Genomic DNA, 16,106 nt, shown 5'->3' on the forward strand with positions numbered 1-16,106 from the left:
GGCAACCGCAAGGCAGGCAACAGCGGCCGATGATAGCCAGCCCGGCCCTGCCGGGCCTGGCGGCGGCCTGCGACCGATGGCCGCAGGCCGATCGCATCACATCGCCGGGTAGTTCGGGCCGCCGCCGCCCTGCGGGGTCACCCAGACGATGTTCTGGGTGGGGTCCTTGATGTCGCAGGTCTTGCAGTGCACGCAGTTCTGCGCGTTGATCTGCAGCTGTTCGTGGCCATCGGCACCGACGAATTCGTACACGCCGGCCGGGCAGTAACGCGCTTCGGGGCCGGCATATTCGGCCAGGTTGACCCGCACCGGCACGCTGGCGTCCTTCAGGGTCAGGTGGCTGGGCTGGTCTTCTTCATGGTTGGTGCTGCTCAGGAACACCGAACTGAGACGGTCGAAGGTCAGCACGTTGTCCGGCTTGGGGTAGTCGATCCTGGCGTGCTGCGCGGCCGGTTCCAGGCACTCATGGTCCGGCTTGCTGTGGCGCAGGGTCCACGGCGGGTTGCGCACGCCCAGCTTGGGCAGTAGCCATTGCTCGATGCCGGTCATCAGCGTGGCCACGGTGCGGCCCTTCTTGAACCATTGCTTGAAGTTCTTGGACAGCTTGAGCTCGTCGTGCAGCCAGCTGGCCTCGAACGCGGCCGGGTAGGCGCTGAGTTCGTCGCGCTGGCGGTCGGCGGCCAGCGCGTCGAACGCCGCATCGGCGGCGAGCATGCCGGTCTTGATCGCCGCGTGGCTGCCCTTGATCCGGCTGGCGTTGAGATAGCCGGCCTCGCAGCCGACCAGCGCGCCACCGGGGAACACCGTCTTGGGCAAAGAGAACAGGCCGCCGGCGGTGATCGCGCGCGCGCCGTAGGCGATGCGCTTGCCGCCTTCCAGGTGCTTGCGGATCGCCGGGTGGGTCTTGAACCGCTGGAACTCCTCGAACGGGCTCAGCCACGGGTTGCGGTAGTCCAGGCCGACCACGAAGCCGACGGCGACCTTGCCACCGTCGGCGTGGTACAGGAACGAACCGCCGTAGGTGTCGCTGTCCATCGGCCAGCCGGCGGTATGCACCACCAGGCCCGGCTCATGCTTGGCCGGGTCGATCTGCCACAGTTCCTTGATGCCGATGCCGTAGGCCTGCGGGTCCTTGCCGGCGTCGAGCTGGTAGCGCGCGATCAGCTGGCGGCCCAGGTGGCCGCGCGAGCCTTCGGCGAAGATCGTGTACTTGGCATGCAGTTCCATGCCGCGTTCGAAGTTGGGGCCGTACGCGCCATCCTTGCGGATGCCCATGTCGCCGGTGGCCACGCCCATCACCGCGCCGTTGTCGTCGTACAGCACTTCGGCGGCGGCAAAGCCGGGGAAGATCGCCACTTCCAGGGCTTCGGCCTGCTGGGCCAGCCAGCGGGTCACCTCGCCCAGGCTGATGATGTAGTTGCCTTCGTTGTGGAAGCACTCCGGCAGCAGCGCCTTGGGCGTGCTGCGCGCGCCGTCCGGGCTGAGGAACAGGAACTCGTCGCGGGTGACCTGCTGCCTGAGCGGGGCGCCGCGTTCGGCCCAGTCCGGGAACAGTTCGGTCAGCGCGCGGGTGTCCATGATCGCGCCGGACAGGATGTGCGCGCCAGGCTCGGAGCCCTTCTCCAGCACGCATACCGACAGCTCGCGGCCGGCTTGGACGGCGCGCTGGCGCAGCCGGATCGCCGTGGCCAGGCCGGCCGGGCCGGCGCCGACGATCACCACGTCAAATTCCATGGCTTCGCGCGGGGGCAGGGCGGTGGTTTGTTCGCTCATGGGGGTGCGTAACTCTTGGGTAGTGCCGCCGGCCAAGGCCGGGGCGGTTGCCTGGGAATCGCGCGCGAAACACACGGCGCAACGGCTGGATCAGGGCATCAGGGTAACGGGACGCGGCGTTTCCGCCTAGGTCGCCCCGGTTGCCGGCAGCCTATGTTGCAGTGCGTCAACCGCGCCGCGCGCTGCTGCAGGGCCGGCTCAGGCCGCTACGTAGAAGGCGGGGTGGTAGCTCACCTCGGCGTCCGGGCAGGGCCCGTGCAGCACGCGCGCCTGGAAATACGCGGCCGGAACGCCGGGCAGGCGCAGGCGCGGGTCGGCGCGGAAGCCGAAGCGGCCGTAGTAGCCTGGTTCGCCGAGCAGCACGCAGCCGGCGGCCTGGCGCTGTTGCAGTGCCTCGATCGCGGCCTGCATCAAGGCACTGCCGATGCCCTGGCCCTGCCTGGCTGGCGCCACCGAAATGGGCCCCAGCCCGTACCAGTGCGCGCTGCCGTCGCTGCAGGCCACCGGCGACAGCGCCACGTGGCCGACCAGTACCCCGGCCTCCTCGGCCACCAGCGACACCGCCAAGGCACCGGCGGCGCGCAGCGCATCGACGATGTGCGGCTCGGTGCCGCTGCTGTGTGTGGCGCCGGCGAAGGCATCGCGGGTAAGGGCGTGGATGGCCGCGATGTCCTCGGGGCGTTCAGCGCGGATCTGCATGGCATCGCTCCTGGGCGCAATGAAGGCTGGCATTGTAGGTCGTGTTGCGGACCGCCTTGGCCTGCCGGGGCGGCAGGCACCACAATGGGCGCGTGTTCCGCCGCCACGATGCCCCGATAGCCATGTCACTGAATCCCTACGACCTGTTTGATGTCCGCTCCCTGCTCAGCGAGGAGGAGCGCGCCGTGCAGGCCACGGTGGCACGCTTCACCGACCAGCGCGTGCTGCCGATCATCGGCGACGCGTTCGACCAGGGGCGCTTCCCGGATGAACTGATCCCCGAGATCGCCGCCTTGGGCCTGCTCGGTTGCAGCCTGCCCGAGCAGTACGGCGGCGGCGGGCTCAACGCGGTCAGCTACGGGCTGATCTGCCAGGAGCTGGAGCGCGGCGATTCGGGCCTGCGCAGCTTCGTGTCCGTGCAGAGCTCGCTGTGCATGTACCCGATCTTCGCCTATGGCAGCGAAGAACAGCGGCTGCGCTGGTTGCCGGACATGGCCGCCGGCACGGTGATCGGCTGCTTCGGCCTGACCGAGGCGCACGGCGGTTCGGACCCGGCGGCGATGAAGACGCGCGCGGTGCGCGACGGCGGCGACTGGGTGGTCAACGGCAGCAAGATGTGGATCACCAGCGGTCCGGTGGCCGACATCGCCATCGTCTGGGCGCATACCGAGGACGGCATCCAGGGCTTCGTGCTGGAGAAGGGCATGGCCGGCTTCACCACCCAGGAGATCAAGCACAAGATGAGCCTGCGTGCGTCGCTGACCGGTGCGCTGTTCTTCGACAACGTGCGCGTGCCCGAGCGCAACCGCCTGCCCAACGTACAGGGCCTGAAGGGCCCGCTGGGCTGCCTCAACCAGGCCCGTTACGGCATCAGCTGGGGGCCGATCGGCGCGGCGGTGGCCTGCCTGGACGAGGCCTTGAACTACACCAAGCAGCGCGTGTTGTTCGGCCGCCCGGTGGCGGCCACGCAGAGTGCGCAGATCAAGCTGGCCGACATGGCCCGGCGGATCACCACCGCGCAGCTGCTGGCACTGCAGCTGGGGCGGTTGAAGGATGCCGGGCAGCTGCAGCCGCAGCAGGTCAGCCTGGCCAAGTGGAACAATTGCCGGATGGCCATCGACATCGCGCGCGAATGCCGCGACCTGCTGGGTGGCGCCGGCATCACCACCGAGCACATGGCGATCCGGCATGCGCTGAACCTGGAATCGGTGATCACCTATGAAGGCACCGAGACCGTGCACCAGCTGGTGATCGGGCGCGAGCTGACGGGGATAAACGCGTTTTAAGGTCACCTGACCAACGGTCAGGTGCTACGCGGCCGGTAGGTGCCGACCGTTGGTCGGCACGCGATGACGCAATGTCACACCCCGCCGGCGAATCCGCGCTGGCGCCATGCCTCGTACATCACCACGGCTACCGTGTTGGAGAGATTGAGGCTGCGGTTGTCCGGTTGCATCGGCAGGCGCAGGCGGCGGCCATCGGGCAGCGCATCGAGCAGGTCCTGCGGCAGGCCGCGGGTTTCCGGGCCGAACAGGAAGGCATCGCCATCGTCGAACTGCGGGGTGTCATAGCGCACGCTGCCGCGGGTACTCAGCGCGAACAGGCGTTTGGGTGCGATGGCCTGCAGGGCGGTATCCAGGTCCGGATGTACCTGCATTCGTGCGTATTCGTGATAGTCCAGGCCGGCGCGCTTGAGCTGCTTGTCGCTCAGGTCGAAACCCAGCGGCTCGATCAGGTGCAGCCGCGCGCCGGTGTTGGCGCAGAGGCGGATCACATTGCCGGTGTTCGGCGGAATCTCGGGTTGGAACAGGATGACGTGGAACGTGGGCGCGGTCATCGCCGCAGTGTACGCGGTGGCTGCGAAGGTGCGCAGCCAGCGGTCAGCGGGCCAGCACCGAGGCAGCGGTTTCCAGCGCCAGTGCCTGCAGGTCGGCCGGCGACGGGCGCACCTGCAGGGTCGGCAGGTTGATGATCACCTCATGGGCAACCGCGGTGGCGGCGGCGGTCAGGGTCGCCACGTAGCCACGGTCATTGGCCTGTTCGGCAGCCAGCGCCTGGCGCTGGTCGGCGGTCGGGCGGACTTCGACCGCGGCCAGGGTGGTGACGCGGCGGCTGCCGGCCAGTTCGGCGCGGTAGTCGGCGATCAGGCCGGCGGTCGGGCGCACTTCCACCACGGCCAGGGTCGGGATGGCGCTGCTGCGCTCGATGGCGGCCTGGGCGATCTGGTCGGCCGAGGGGCGCACCTGCACGCTGTCCAGGGTGGTGATGGCGGCGGCATGGACGTTGGAAGCAAACGCGGTGCCGGCGGCGAGGGCGATGGCGATAGCGATGGTCTTGGTGTTCATGGCGGGCCTGTTTAGTGTTGGTGAGCAGTGGTGTGGTAGTAAGGTAGTACACCGATTCGGGGCTTGCAAGAACAATTTCGTTTTTCTTGTTTTTGTTCAGCGACCAGTCAGTTTAAGTTTGATCGCCGCTTGCCACGCCCAGTAGGAAGCAGGCTTCGTGCCAACTTTTACTTGTTGATTCACAAGGAATTTTTATCTTTCCCGGGTGTCCGCTGTCCGGACACCTGTCCGCTTCGGCAGCGGCCTGTCCGCGGTCACCGCCGCGCATACGGCCTGCCGGGCCGGGCGTTGCCCCGGATTTCCCCTACCAGGGCAATGACTGTTGGCCGATGCCATTACAGGGAGTCCCGCGCTAGCATCGGCCTTCACTTTCATGACCAAGGAATCGGGATGACCGTCCAGTTTCGTCCGCGTGCCGCGCTGCTGGCTGTAGCGCTCTCCGCCGCCCTGGGCGGCTTCGCGCCGGCCCCGGTGCAGGCCAGGCCGGCTGCGGCAGCCAAGGTCGACATTCCGTTCGAGCAGTTCACCCTGCCCAATGGCCTGCGCGTGGTGGTGCACACCGACCGCAAGGCGCCGATCGTGGCGGTCAACGTCTGGTACCACGTCGGCAGCAAGGACGAACCGGCCGGCCGCACCGGCTTTGCGCACCTGTTCGAGCACCTGATGTTCCAGGGCAGCGAAAACCACAGCGGCGAATATTTCGAACCGTTCAAGCAGGTTGGCGTGACCGGCCAGAACGGCACCACCAACACCGACCGCACCAACTACTTCGAGAACGTGCCCACCACCGCGCTGGACATGGCGCTGTGGATGGAGTCCGACCGCATGGGCCACCTGCTCGGCGCGATCGACCAGGCCGCGCTCGACGAACAGCGCGGCGTGGTCCAGAACGAAAAGCGCCAGGGCGAGAACCAGCCCTATGGCCAGGTCTGGGAAAAGCTCACCCGCGCCATGTACCCCGAAGGGCACCCGTACCACCACAGCGTGATCGGCTCGATGAACGATCTCAACGCCGCCTCGCTGGATGACGTCAAGACCTGGTTCCGCACCTGGTATGGCCCCAACAACGCGGTGCTGGTGCTGGCCGGGGATATCGACCTGGCCACCGCCAAGGACAAGGTCGCCCGCTACTTCGGCGACATCCCGGCCGGCCCGAGCATGGCCCAGCCCAAGGTCGACGTGGCCAAGCGCGAGAAGAGCACGCGTGAGGTGATGACCGACAAGGTGCCGCAGGCACGCATCTACCGCGCCTGGAACGTGGCCCAGGTCGGCACCACCGACATCGACCAGCTGCAGCTGTTCGCCCAGGTGCTGGGCGGGGCCAAGTCCTCGCGCCTGGACCAGCGCCTGCTGCACAAGGACCAGCTGGTGGACAACATCAGCGCCGGCGCCTACAGCTCGCAGCTGGGCTCCAATTTCGTGGTGATGGCCACGGTCAAGCAGGGCGTGGACCCGGCCAGGGTCGAGGCGATCATCGATGAAGAGATCCAGCGCCTGATCAAGGACGGCCCCACCGCCGACGAACTCAGCCGTGGCAAGACCGCGTTCCGCGCCGGCTTCATCCGCGGCATCGAACGCATCGGCGGTTTCGGCGGCAAGGCCGATGCGCTGGCCGAGTGCGCCGTCTACGAAGGCGACCCGGGCTGCTTCCGCCGTTCGCTGGCCGTCATCGATGCAGCCACCGCCGCCGACGTGCGCAAGGTGGGCGGTACCTGGCTGGGCGCCGGCGACCACACCATCGTGGTCGAGCCGGGCGCGCGGGTGGCGCTGGCCGAGTTGCCGTCGGCAACGCCCAAGCCGTTCACCGTGCCGGCGGTGGATGCCAAATTCAGCACCCTGCCCACGCAGGTCGACCGCAGCAGCGGCGTGCCGCAGACCAGGACCTTCCCGGACCTGAAGTTCCCGCAGCTGCACCGCGCCACGCTGAAGAACGGCACCCGGGTGATCCTGGCCGAGCGCCACGACATCCCGGTGGTGCAGTTCAGCTATGAATTCCCCGGCGGCTTCACCGCCGACCAGGGCCGCAAGCAGGGCACCGCCAACTTCACCATGGAACTGATGGGCGAAGGCGCCGGCAAGCTCGGCGCGCTGCCCTTCGCCGACGCCGCCGATGCGCTGGGCGCCAGCCTGGGCGCCTCGGCCTCGCTGGACAGCGCCAGCGTCTACCTGTCGGCGCTGAAGGAGAACCTGGCCCCGTCGCTGGCCCTGTATGCCGACATGCTGCGCCAGCCGCGCTTCGACCAGAGCGAGATCGACCGGGTCAAGGCGACCTGGATCGCCGGCATCCACCAGGAGAAGGTCAACCCCAGCGCGGTGGCGATGCGCGTGTTGCCGCCGTTGCTGTACGGCGCCGGCCACCCGTATGCGATTCCGTTCACCGGCAGCGGCAATGAGGCGGACATCACCTCGCTGACCCGCGCCGACCTGGTCGACTTCCACAACGACTGGCTGCGCCCGGAGCAGGGCACGCTGATCGTGGTCGGCGACACCACGCTGAAGGACATCGTGCCGCTGCTGGAGCGCCAGTTCGGCGACTGGAAGAGCTCTGGCACCGCCCCGCAGGCCAAGCCTCCGGTGGAGGTGGCACGCCCGGCCAGGGCGCGCGTTTACCTGATCGACCAGCCCGGCGCGGTGCAGGCCAACCTGTTCGCCGGCCAGGTGGTGCCCTCCTCGACCGATCCGGGCAGCACCCGCCTGGACATCGCCAACGGCGTGCTCGGCGGCGACTTCACCTCGCGCCTGAACATGAACCTGCGCGAGCAGAAGCACTGGTCCTACGGTGCCGGCAGCAGCGCCAGCAACACCCTGGGACAGCGCCCGTGGATGGCGCGCGCGCCGGTGCAGATCGACAAGACCGCAGAGTCGATCCAGGAAATGCGCAAGGAGATCGCCGAGTTCGCCAGCGGCGCCAAACCGGCCACCGCCGCCGAGGTCAGCCGCATCCGCAACATCCAGAACCTGAGCCTGCCCGGTGCGTATGAAACCGCCAGCGCGGTGCTGGGCACCATCAGCGGCATCGTGCGCTACCAGCGCCCGGACGACTATGTGTTCAAGCGCAAGGCCGAGATCGAGGCGATGACCCCGGCCCAGGTGCAGCAGGCCGCCGCCGCCCTGGACCCCGACACCCTGACCTGGGTGGTGGTGGGCGACCTGAAGCAGACCGAAAAGGAAGTGCGCGCGCTGAATCTTGGCGAGGTGCAGGTGATCGATGCCGACGGGAAGGTGCTGGGGGACGCGGCAGCGCAATCGCGCTGACGCTCCCACGATCCGCATGCGGATCGTGGGCCCCAACTCACCAGCATCCACACCCCCGCGCCTTCGGCGCGCCCCCCTGACTCAGGGGGGGCTCTCCTCCAGACACATGCTCGTTCGGCCGGCCGCTGGCCGGCACCCTCAACAATGCCACCCGATGGGGCCCCGGGCCACCGCCCGGCGCCCCCATCACCCCCGATTCAGCCGTTTCCGGCACACTTCCCTCTGTCGTCCCGCCAGGTCTCCCGCATGCGCATTCTCCTGCTCTCCCTGCTCACCCTCAGTGCCACCGCCTGCACCTGGGTGCCGATCGAACCGGTGGGCAAGACCGTGCGCGTGCTGCCGGCAGGGCAGGTGCCCAGTGGCTGCCAGGCCAAGGGCGAGGTGGTGGTGACGGTCAAGAGCAAGGTGGCCTTCTACAACCGCAACCCCTTGCGCGTGCAGGAAGAACTGGAAACCCTGGCACGCAACGAGGCCCCCAGTGCCGGGGCCAATGCGGTCCAGGCCGCCGGCCTGCCGGCCGACGGCAGCCAGCGGTTCCTGGCCTTCCAGTGCCCGCCACGCTGAACCCTTCACGGACCAGGCGGCACCATACGCCCCGGTGTGAATTCGTAAAGGTGCGGTGAAGGCGGCGCCGGCTTACAATAGCGCCCCCTTTGCCTGAGCCTTGGCGCTAACTGATGCTCTTCAAGAATGTCTCTATCGCCGGCCTGGCGCACATCGACGCGCCGCACACGCTGACGTCCAAGGAAATCAACGAACGTCTGCAGCCGACGCTGGATCGTCTGGGCATCCGTACCGACGTGCTCGGCGACATCGCCGGCATCCATGCCCGCCGCCTGTGGGATGCGGACATGCTCGCCTCCGACGCGGCCACCCTGGCCGCCCGCAAGGCACTGGAAGACGCCGGCATCGGCGCCGACAAGATCGGCCTGCTGGTCAACACCTCGGTCAGCCGCGACTACCTGGAGCCGTCCACCGCCAGCATCGTCTCGGGCAACCTGGGCGTGACCGACCAGTGCATGACCTTCGACGTCGCCAATGCCTGCCTGGCCTTCATCAACGGCATGGACATCGCCGCGCGCATGCTCGAGCGCGGCGAAATCGACTACGCGCTGATCGTCGATGGCGAAACCGCCAACCTGGTCTACGAGAAGACCCTCGAGCGCATGGCCCTGCCGGGCGTGACCGCCGACGACTTCCGCAACGAGATGGCTGCGCTCACCCTGGGCTGCGGTGCCGCGGCGATGGTAATGGCGCGTACCGAGCTGGTGCCCGACGCGCCGCGTTACCGCGGTGGCGTGACCCGTTCGGCCACCGAATGGAACCAGCTGTGCCGCGGCAACCTGGACCGCATGGTCACCGACACCCGCATGCTGCTGATCGAAGGCATCAAGCTGGCGCAGAAGACCTTCCTGGCCGCGCGCGAAGCCCTGGGCTGGGCGGTGGACGAGCTGGACCAGTTCGTCATCCACCAGGTCAGCCAGCCGCATACCGCGGCGTTCATCAAGAACTTCGGCATCGACCCGAAGAAGGTCATGACCATCTTCGGCGAGCACGGCAACATCGGCCCGGCCTCGGTGCCGATCGTACTGAGCAAGCTCAAGGAACTGGGCCGGCTGAAGAAGGGCGACCGCATCGCGCTGCTCGGCATCGGCTCGGGCCTGAACTGCTCGATGGCCGAAGTGGTCTGGTAATTGCGTCTGGGTCGACCTCAGCGGCATGAGGTCGACCAGGTTTACTTCGATGCTGGGTTCGAAAAACCGCACTCGGCCGCCATTCATGTGCGAATTTTGTATATTTTTCGACATGTAACCGGCATCATGTCGATTCCATCGACATGAGCGGTCTGCATGGATTTCCAGTGCCCTTACAACGACCTACCCCTGTTGCCACCGGCCGCCGAGCTGGAAACCAGGGATCTGCTCAAGGCCTGCATCGAGGCCCACAAGGCGCTAGCATCGCTGCGCCGGGCCACCGAGCACCTGCCCAATCCGGCCGTGCTGATCAATACAATACCGCTGCTGGAAGCTCAGGCCAGTTCCGAGATCGAGAACATCGTCACCACCGCCGACGAGCTGTTCCGTTTCGCCGATCAGCAGGATGCGGCCAATCCGGCCACGCGTGAAGCACTGCGTTATCGCAGTGCGCTGCAGGAAGGTTTCCAGTCCCTGCGCGACAGGCCGCTTTCGACCACTACCGCTGAGCGGGTCTGCAGCCGTATCAAGAACGTGCAGATGCAGGTGCGTCGCGTCCCGGGGACTGCCCTCGCCAATCAGCACACCGGTGAGGTGATCTATACGCCGCCGGTAGGCGAAGGATTGCTGCGCGACAAATTGGCCAATTGGGAGCGTTTCATTCACGACGAACGTGACATCGATCCTCTGATCCGCATGGCGGTGGCTCACTATCAGTTCGAAGCGATTCATCCGTTCACTGATGGCAACGGCCGCACCGGGCGCGTCCTCAATCTACTCATGCTGGTCGAGCAGGACCTGCTAGATCAACCGGTTCTGTACCTCTCGCGCTACATCATTGAGCGCAAGGCCGAATACTATCGTTTGCTGCTTGAGGTGACGCGTGACGGTGCTTGGGTCGAGTGGGTTGCCTATATGCTCGATGCCATTGCCGATACCGCGCGCTGGACAGGCGCCAAGATCGATGCAATCCGCCGCCTGCATGAACAAGCCTGTGAGTGGGTTCGTGCGCAGCGGCCCAAGATCTACAGCCGCGAGCTGGTCGACGTGCTTTTCAGTCAACCTTATTGCCGCATCCAGAATGTGGTCGACGCCGGTATTGCGAAGCGCGAGACTGCTGCGCGTTACTTGCGTGAACTGGTGGACATCGGCGTGCTTCAGGAGCAACGGGTTGGAAAGGAAATATTATTCCTGCATCCAGCCTATCTTCGGTTGTTATCCGACAACAACCATTCGCCACAGCACTATGTAATGCTGCAAAAGAAGGCGCAGTGATGGCAAATTACGACGACTTGGATCGAGATACCCTGCTTCGCCTGTTGAAGCGACGGGACGCGGAGCGCCAGCTGGGATTGGTCTGGGAGCGGGATGAAATTGAGGCAGACAAGGCACTGAACAGTGACTTTGTCGCGCTGACCTTGGATCCAGATCTGAGCCATGGTGACGCGCCGTGGGAAAATTTAATTATCGAAGGTGACAACTTCGACGCTCTGCGCGCGCTTCGCATCAGCCACAAAGGTGCCATTCGATGCATCTATATCGACCCGCCATACAATACTGGCAACCGGGACTTCGTCTACAACGACCGCTTTGTGGATAAGTCGCATCGCTTCCGGCATTCGTTGTGGCTCGAGTTTATGTATCAGCGATTGTTGCTTGCGAAGGAACTCCTAGCCGATGATGGCGTGATCTTTGTCAGCATTGATGACAACGAGGTGTTCCGCCTCGGGATGTTGATGGATAAGGTGTTTGGTGCGACGAAATTCGTCGCGAGCGTGGTCTGGCAGAAGAGATATTCGCGAGAAAATAGAGGTGCAATTGGAGATGCGCATGAGTACCTTCTGGTCTACGCAGCGGATAAAGAGGAATTCAAGCAAAGTCGTGGTCGTATTCCGTTAACTAAAGATCAGGCAAAGGTATACAAAAATACAAACAACGACCCGAAAGGCCGTTGGCGCGCGATACCTATGACTGCGCAGGGATATCGACCGAATCAGATGTACGAAATAACCTCGCCAAATGGAAGTGTTCATACACCTCCTGAGGGGAGGTGTTGGTCGACGGTCGAGTCGGAGTTCAACAAGCTGCGCGAGGCGGGGCGCATTTACTTTGGAAAAGATGGAGCGTCACAGCCAAGTCTGATTCGGTACCTCTCTGAAGTAGAAGGTTTGGTTCCTTGGACATGGTGGCCCCATGAAGAGGTCGGGCATACCGATGAGGCGCGTAAGGAAATTCAGGCAATATTTGGAACGCAGACAGCGTTCGAGACCCCAAAACCAGTGCGGCTACTTGAGAGGGTGTTGGCGATTGCACTAAGGGATGGGGGGTGTGTACTCGATTTCTTTGCAGGTTCAGGTACTACAGCTCATGCGGTTGCGAAGATGAATGCCGAAGATGGCGGCCATCGTCGATTCATACTCGTTAGCAGTACTGAAGCGACTAATGAACAGTTGAACAAAAACTTGTGCCGGGATATCTGCGCCGAGCGCGTACGTCGAGTTCAGGCTGGTTACACCAATGCCAGAGGGGAGCAAGTCGATGGCTTCGGTTCCGGCTTCGCCTACCTGCGAGCACGCCGTATTCCTTCGCACCGTATGACTCAGAAGCTAGATCACGCAGAAATTTGGAACGCTCTGCAGCTGCTGCACAGCCGCCCGCTGACGCTCTGGCAGGGCGGAGGCTTCGCTGTGGATCATGACCCAGATACAGGTAGTGCTTTCGCCTATCTCTCAGATGCTTACCCTGCGAGCCGCACTCGGATGGAGGGGTGGCTGGCAGCACAAGGCAATCAAGGGGCGACGGTTTATACCTGGTCGCCGGAGCGTTACCGTATCACTGGGTCGCCACATGATTGGCGAGCCATTCCCCAACACTTGCGTGAACGTTTCGGACGCTGATATGGCCGCCTCGCTGAAAAAATTCCAAGAAACGGTCTGCGCCGGCATCGTTGCGCGGTTCGAAAACGTTCGAACGCTCTATACCCAATTGAGCACTGCTGTCCCTGAGCGACGCGCCCAGGCGCGACGTAATGATGCTGCCCTGGTGCTACAGGCTCCTACGGGGGCCGGAAAGACCCTGATCGCAGTGGAAGCCATGCGCCGTATATCGGCACAGGAGCGCGTCCTGTGGTTCTGGTTCGCACCGTTCACCGGGCTCGTCGAGCAGTCACGCCGAGTGATTTTGGACCAAGCGCCGGAACTTCCGCTGTTTGATCTGGGCAGCGACCGACAGTTTGATTCAGTTCGCAATGGCGGCGTTTTTGTGGTGACTTGGTCATCAGTGGCGGCACGTAGCGCGGACTCACGTCGTGCACGGCAGGCTAGTGATTCTGGATTGGCAATCGACGACGTTATCGCGTTGGCACGGGAGGAGGGGTTGCGCCTCGGTTGTGTGGTGGATGAGGCGCACCATGGTTTTCAGCGTGCTACCCAGGCGCGTGTTTTCTTCCGCGATGTTCTGCAGCCCGACTACGCATTGCTGATGACGGCTACGCCTCGCGATGCCGACATGAAGGCTTTTGAGAGTGCTATCGGTTACACCGTGGGCGAACCGGCCGACTGGGCATCAGTCAGTCGTTTTGATGCAGTAGCCGAGGGACTACTGAAGCATGGCGTAAGAGTGGTGCGTTTTCTGGCTCGCGATGGAGATACAGCTCAGTTGGTGGACTTCGAGCATTTGGCGCTGCGTGAATGCACCGCTATGCATCGTCGCATCAAGGAAGAGCTTCGTGCGCAGGAAGTGGCCCTGATCCCACTCATGCTTGTGCAGGTGCCGGATGGCAAGGCATCGCAGGAAGCAGCTCGCCGCTATCTCGTGGACACCTTGCAGTTCGAGGAGTCTGCTGTTCGCATACACACCGCCGATGAGCCCGATCCTGACTTGTTGGCACTGGCACAAGATCCGACTGTAGAGGTGCTGATCTTCAAGATGGCGGTAGCAATGGGGTTTGATGCTCCGCGGGCTTTCACTTTGACGGCGTTACGCGGCGCGCGTGATGTCAACTTTGCCATCCAGGTGATAGGACGAATTGTGCGCCGCCATGCTGTGTTGCAAGCGCGGCGTGACCTGCCCAAGATGCTTGATCAAGGGTACGTTTTTCTCGCCAACTCCGAGACGCAGGAAGGACTGCTGCAGGCGGGCGCACAGATCAACGCATTGAGCACGCAAGCCCCTGAGCTGGGGACGCAGACGGTTGTGACTGTAATCGGTAACAGTACAGAGTTGCAGGTGGTGCGCAGTGGCGAGCCATTAAGCCTGTTGGTCGCCAACGGCGTTGCTAGCGTAGTTGATGCGGATGATCCGGCTCACAGCGCGACATTGGGTGAAGTGGCCGGCGCCAGTGCATCATTGGCGCAGACACCATTTTCTGGCTTTGCCAATGTCACTCAGACGCTGCTTGAGATCACGGGCGGGGCCGGCATCGTACCGACCCAAGACACCCAGGGCATCGCCGCCGAGTTGGCGTTGGTACAGGACTACCTTTACCGGTACCAACGACGGGCCGATGCGCCTGCAGTTTTGCGCGGCGAGAAGCTGCCACCAGCTCCTACAGACTTCGAGGCTGGCTTGGCAGCGCATGTTGACTTTTCCGTTGAAGTACTCGGAGATCGAATGCGAAGCCGGGTGCAGATTCAGCGCCTTGATGGTGGTTTGTTCGATGGCCATGGTATTGCTGAGGATGGTGAAGATATCTGGGCGAGCCTGTCGCCGGAAGCTGTCGCCGACCGCGCCGAACAGATCCGTCTGCGGCTGCCCGAAGCCAATGATCGGGAGTTGTACGCACGCCTGCTTGAGAGGTTTGTACGGGCCATTGAGGAGTCAGGTGCCGAAGCACCCCTTGATGAGGAGCTCCGAATGCAGCAGTTGGACCTGATTACCGTTCGTCGCCCCCACCTTCTGCGTGACGCATACCGCCGCATGAGGCAGCATCAAGTAATGGATGTGGATGTGCCTTTGCCCGCAGAGTTTCACAGCGATCAGCGCCTACGTACGGCCAGCAAGGGCCTCTATGGAGTGTTTCCCCTCGGACTGAACAATGACGAACAGGTCATTGCCGAGCTTTTGGATGTCAATCCACTCGTGCGCTGGTGGCATCGCAATATCCCGCATCAGGGCGTCGGCTTGTATCGATGGGATGACGGTGCTGGATTCTATCCGGACTTCATCGTCAGCTTGCGGGATCGCCCTGGGGATGGCATAGCATTGCTTGAGCTCAAGGGTTCGCATCTCTGGGGGCTGTCATCGGAGGTGGAAAAAGCTGCCGCCGTGCATCTTACTTATGGACGTGTTTTCATGATCGGGCGCAAGCGCGGTGAACGTGAGTTCGTGTTTCTGCGCGAGCTCGATGGAAAATTGCAAGGCGATGGCGCCTTCAGTATCGACAGGTTGCGGTTTCAATGAATCTTCCCGGTTATCCAGTAAACTCAAACAAGTTCGAAGTGCGCCCGGGCCTGTCGATGAACTATCTCGACGAAGGCCCGCGCGACGGCGAGGTGGTGGTGATGGTCCATGGCAACCCGTCGTGGAGCTATTACTGGCGCACTCTGGTGGCCGGGTTGTCGGACCGGTACCGCTGCATCGTGCCCGACCATATCGGTATGGGCCTGTCGGACAAGCCCGATGATGCGCACTACGCCTACACCCTGCAGTCGCGCGTGGACGACCTGGACGCGCTGCTGCGGCACCTGGGCATCACCGGCCCGGTGACCCTGGCCGTGCACGACTGGGGCGGCATGATCGGCTTCGGCTGGGCGCTGTCGCACGCTGCGCAGGTCAAGCGCCTGGTGGTGCTCAACACCGCCGCGTTCCCGATGCCGGCGGCCAAGAAGATGCCGTGGCAGATCGCGCTGGGCCGGCACTGGAAGATCGGTGAGTGGATCATCCGCACCTTCAATGCGTTCTCCGCCGGGGCCTCCTGGCTGGGCGTGGAGCGCAAGATGCCGGCCGATGTGCGCCGCGCCTATGTGGCGCCGTACGACAGCTACGCCAACCGCATCAGCACCATCCGCTTCATGCAGGACATCCCGCTGTCGCCGGCCGACCCGGCCTGGTCGCTGCTGGAGCGGTCCGGCCAGGCCCTGGCCTCCTACGCCGACCGTCCGGCCTTCATCGGCTGGGGCCTGCGCGACTTCGTGTTCGACCACCACTTCCTGGCCGGCTTCAAGGCGGCCTTGCCGCAGGCCGAGGTGCACGCCTTCGTGGACGCCGGGCACTACGTGCTGGAAGACAAGCATGAAGTGCTGGTGCCGAAGATCCGCGCGTTCCTGGACGCGAACCCGATTTGACGAGGTGACGACCAACGGTCGCCACCTACCATTGCCGATCCGGTAGGTACCGACCG

The 16,106-nt window shown here is 64.2% G+C and carries 12 protein-coding genes; 8 read left to right on the forward strand and 4 right to left on the reverse strand.

What is annotated here, in order from left to right; translation table 11 throughout:
• Positions 1-96: 96 nt before the first annotated feature.
• On the reverse strand, positions 97-1,773 hold the full coding sequence (locus AC3ITM_RS01110) for an electron transfer flavoprotein-ubiquinone oxidoreductase (protein WP_489267750.1): 1,677 nt from the start codon (positions 1,771-1,773) through the stop codon (positions 97-99).
• 198 nt (positions 1,774-1,971) lie between these two features.
• Positions 1,972-2,472 (reverse strand): GNAT family N-acetyltransferase, encoded by a 501-nt coding sequence (locus AC3ITM_RS01115; RefSeq protein ID WP_489267752.1) that lies wholly within the window; start codon positions 2,470-2,472, stop codon positions 1,972-1,974.
• Positions 2,473-2,594: 122 nt separating this feature from the next.
• On the opposite strand from AC3ITM_RS01115, the gene AC3ITM_RS01120 reads away from it, so the two are divergent.
• On the forward strand, positions 2,595-3,758 hold the full coding sequence (locus tag AC3ITM_RS01120) for an acyl-CoA dehydrogenase family protein (RefSeq protein WP_228884658.1): 1,164 nt from the start codon (positions 2,595-2,597) through the stop codon (positions 3,756-3,758).
• Between the two features lie 74 nt (positions 3,759-3,832).
• Here the strand turns inward: AC3ITM_RS01120 and trmL are convergent, their stop codons facing one another.
• Together trmL and AC3ITM_RS01130 are read right to left on the reverse strand one after the other, a co-directional pair.
• Entirely contained in the window at positions 3,833-4,309 is a 477-nt protein-coding gene (trmL, locus tag AC3ITM_RS01125) for a tRNA (uridine(34)/cytosine(34)/5-carboxymethylaminomethyluridine(34)-2'-O)-methyltransferase TrmL (protein WP_489267754.1), read from the reverse strand.
• Positions 4,310-4,352: 43 nt separating this feature from the next.
• Complete coding sequence (locus AC3ITM_RS01130; protein ID WP_489267756.1) at positions 4,353-4,817, reverse strand: XAC0231 family protein; 465 nt, start codon at positions 4,815-4,817, stop codon at positions 4,353-4,355.
• A 390-nt stretch (positions 4,818-5,207) separates the two neighbouring features.
• On the opposite strand from AC3ITM_RS01130, the gene AC3ITM_RS01135 reads away from it, so the two are divergent.
• The 7 genes from AC3ITM_RS01135 (at position 5,208) to AC3ITM_RS01165 (ending at position 16,050) form a co-directional block, all read left to right on the forward strand.
• A complete protein-coding gene (locus AC3ITM_RS01135; protein ID WP_489267758.1) occupies positions 5,208-8,072 on the forward strand; it encodes a M16 family metallopeptidase in 2,865 nt (954 codons plus the stop codon).
• 246 nt (positions 8,073-8,318) lie between these two features.
• The gene (locus tag AC3ITM_RS01140) at positions 8,319-8,636 is read left to right on the forward strand and encodes a DUF4156 domain-containing protein (RefSeq protein WP_228884654.1); all 318 of its coding nucleotides are present in this window, start codon (positions 8,319-8,321) and stop codon (positions 8,634-8,636) included.
• Between the two features lie 113 nt (positions 8,637-8,749).
• Complete coding sequence (locus tag AC3ITM_RS01145) at positions 8,750-9,766, forward strand: 3-oxoacyl-ACP synthase III (RefSeq protein WP_489267760.1); 1,017 nt, start codon at positions 8,750-8,752, stop codon at positions 9,764-9,766.
• A gap of 156 nt (positions 9,767-9,922) precedes the next feature.
• Positions 9,923-11,041, forward strand: a complete 1,119-nt coding sequence (fic, locus tag AC3ITM_RS01150) for a protein adenylyltransferase Fic (protein WP_489267762.1) — start codon at positions 9,923-9,925, stop codon at positions 11,039-11,041.
• Positions 11,041-12,663, forward strand: coding sequence for a site-specific DNA-methyltransferase (locus AC3ITM_RS01155; RefSeq protein WP_489267763.1), 1,623 nt, complete (start codon positions 11,041-11,043; stop codon positions 12,661-12,663). Before fic ends, AC3ITM_RS01155 begins: the two co-directional genes overlap by 1 nt.
• Position 12,664: 1 nt before the next feature.
• Entirely contained in the window at positions 12,665-15,166 is a 2,502-nt protein-coding gene (locus tag AC3ITM_RS01160) for a DEAD/DEAH box helicase family protein (RefSeq protein WP_489267765.1), read from the forward strand.
• The gene (locus tag AC3ITM_RS01165; RefSeq protein WP_489267767.1) at positions 15,163-16,050 is read left to right on the forward strand and encodes an alpha/beta fold hydrolase; all 888 of its coding nucleotides are present in this window, start codon (positions 15,163-15,165) and stop codon (positions 16,048-16,050) included. Before AC3ITM_RS01160 ends, AC3ITM_RS01165 begins: the two co-directional genes overlap by 4 nt.
• Positions 16,051-16,106 lie beyond the last annotated feature (56 nt).

Source organism: Stenotrophomonas sp. KH_029, from assembly GCF_057839765.1.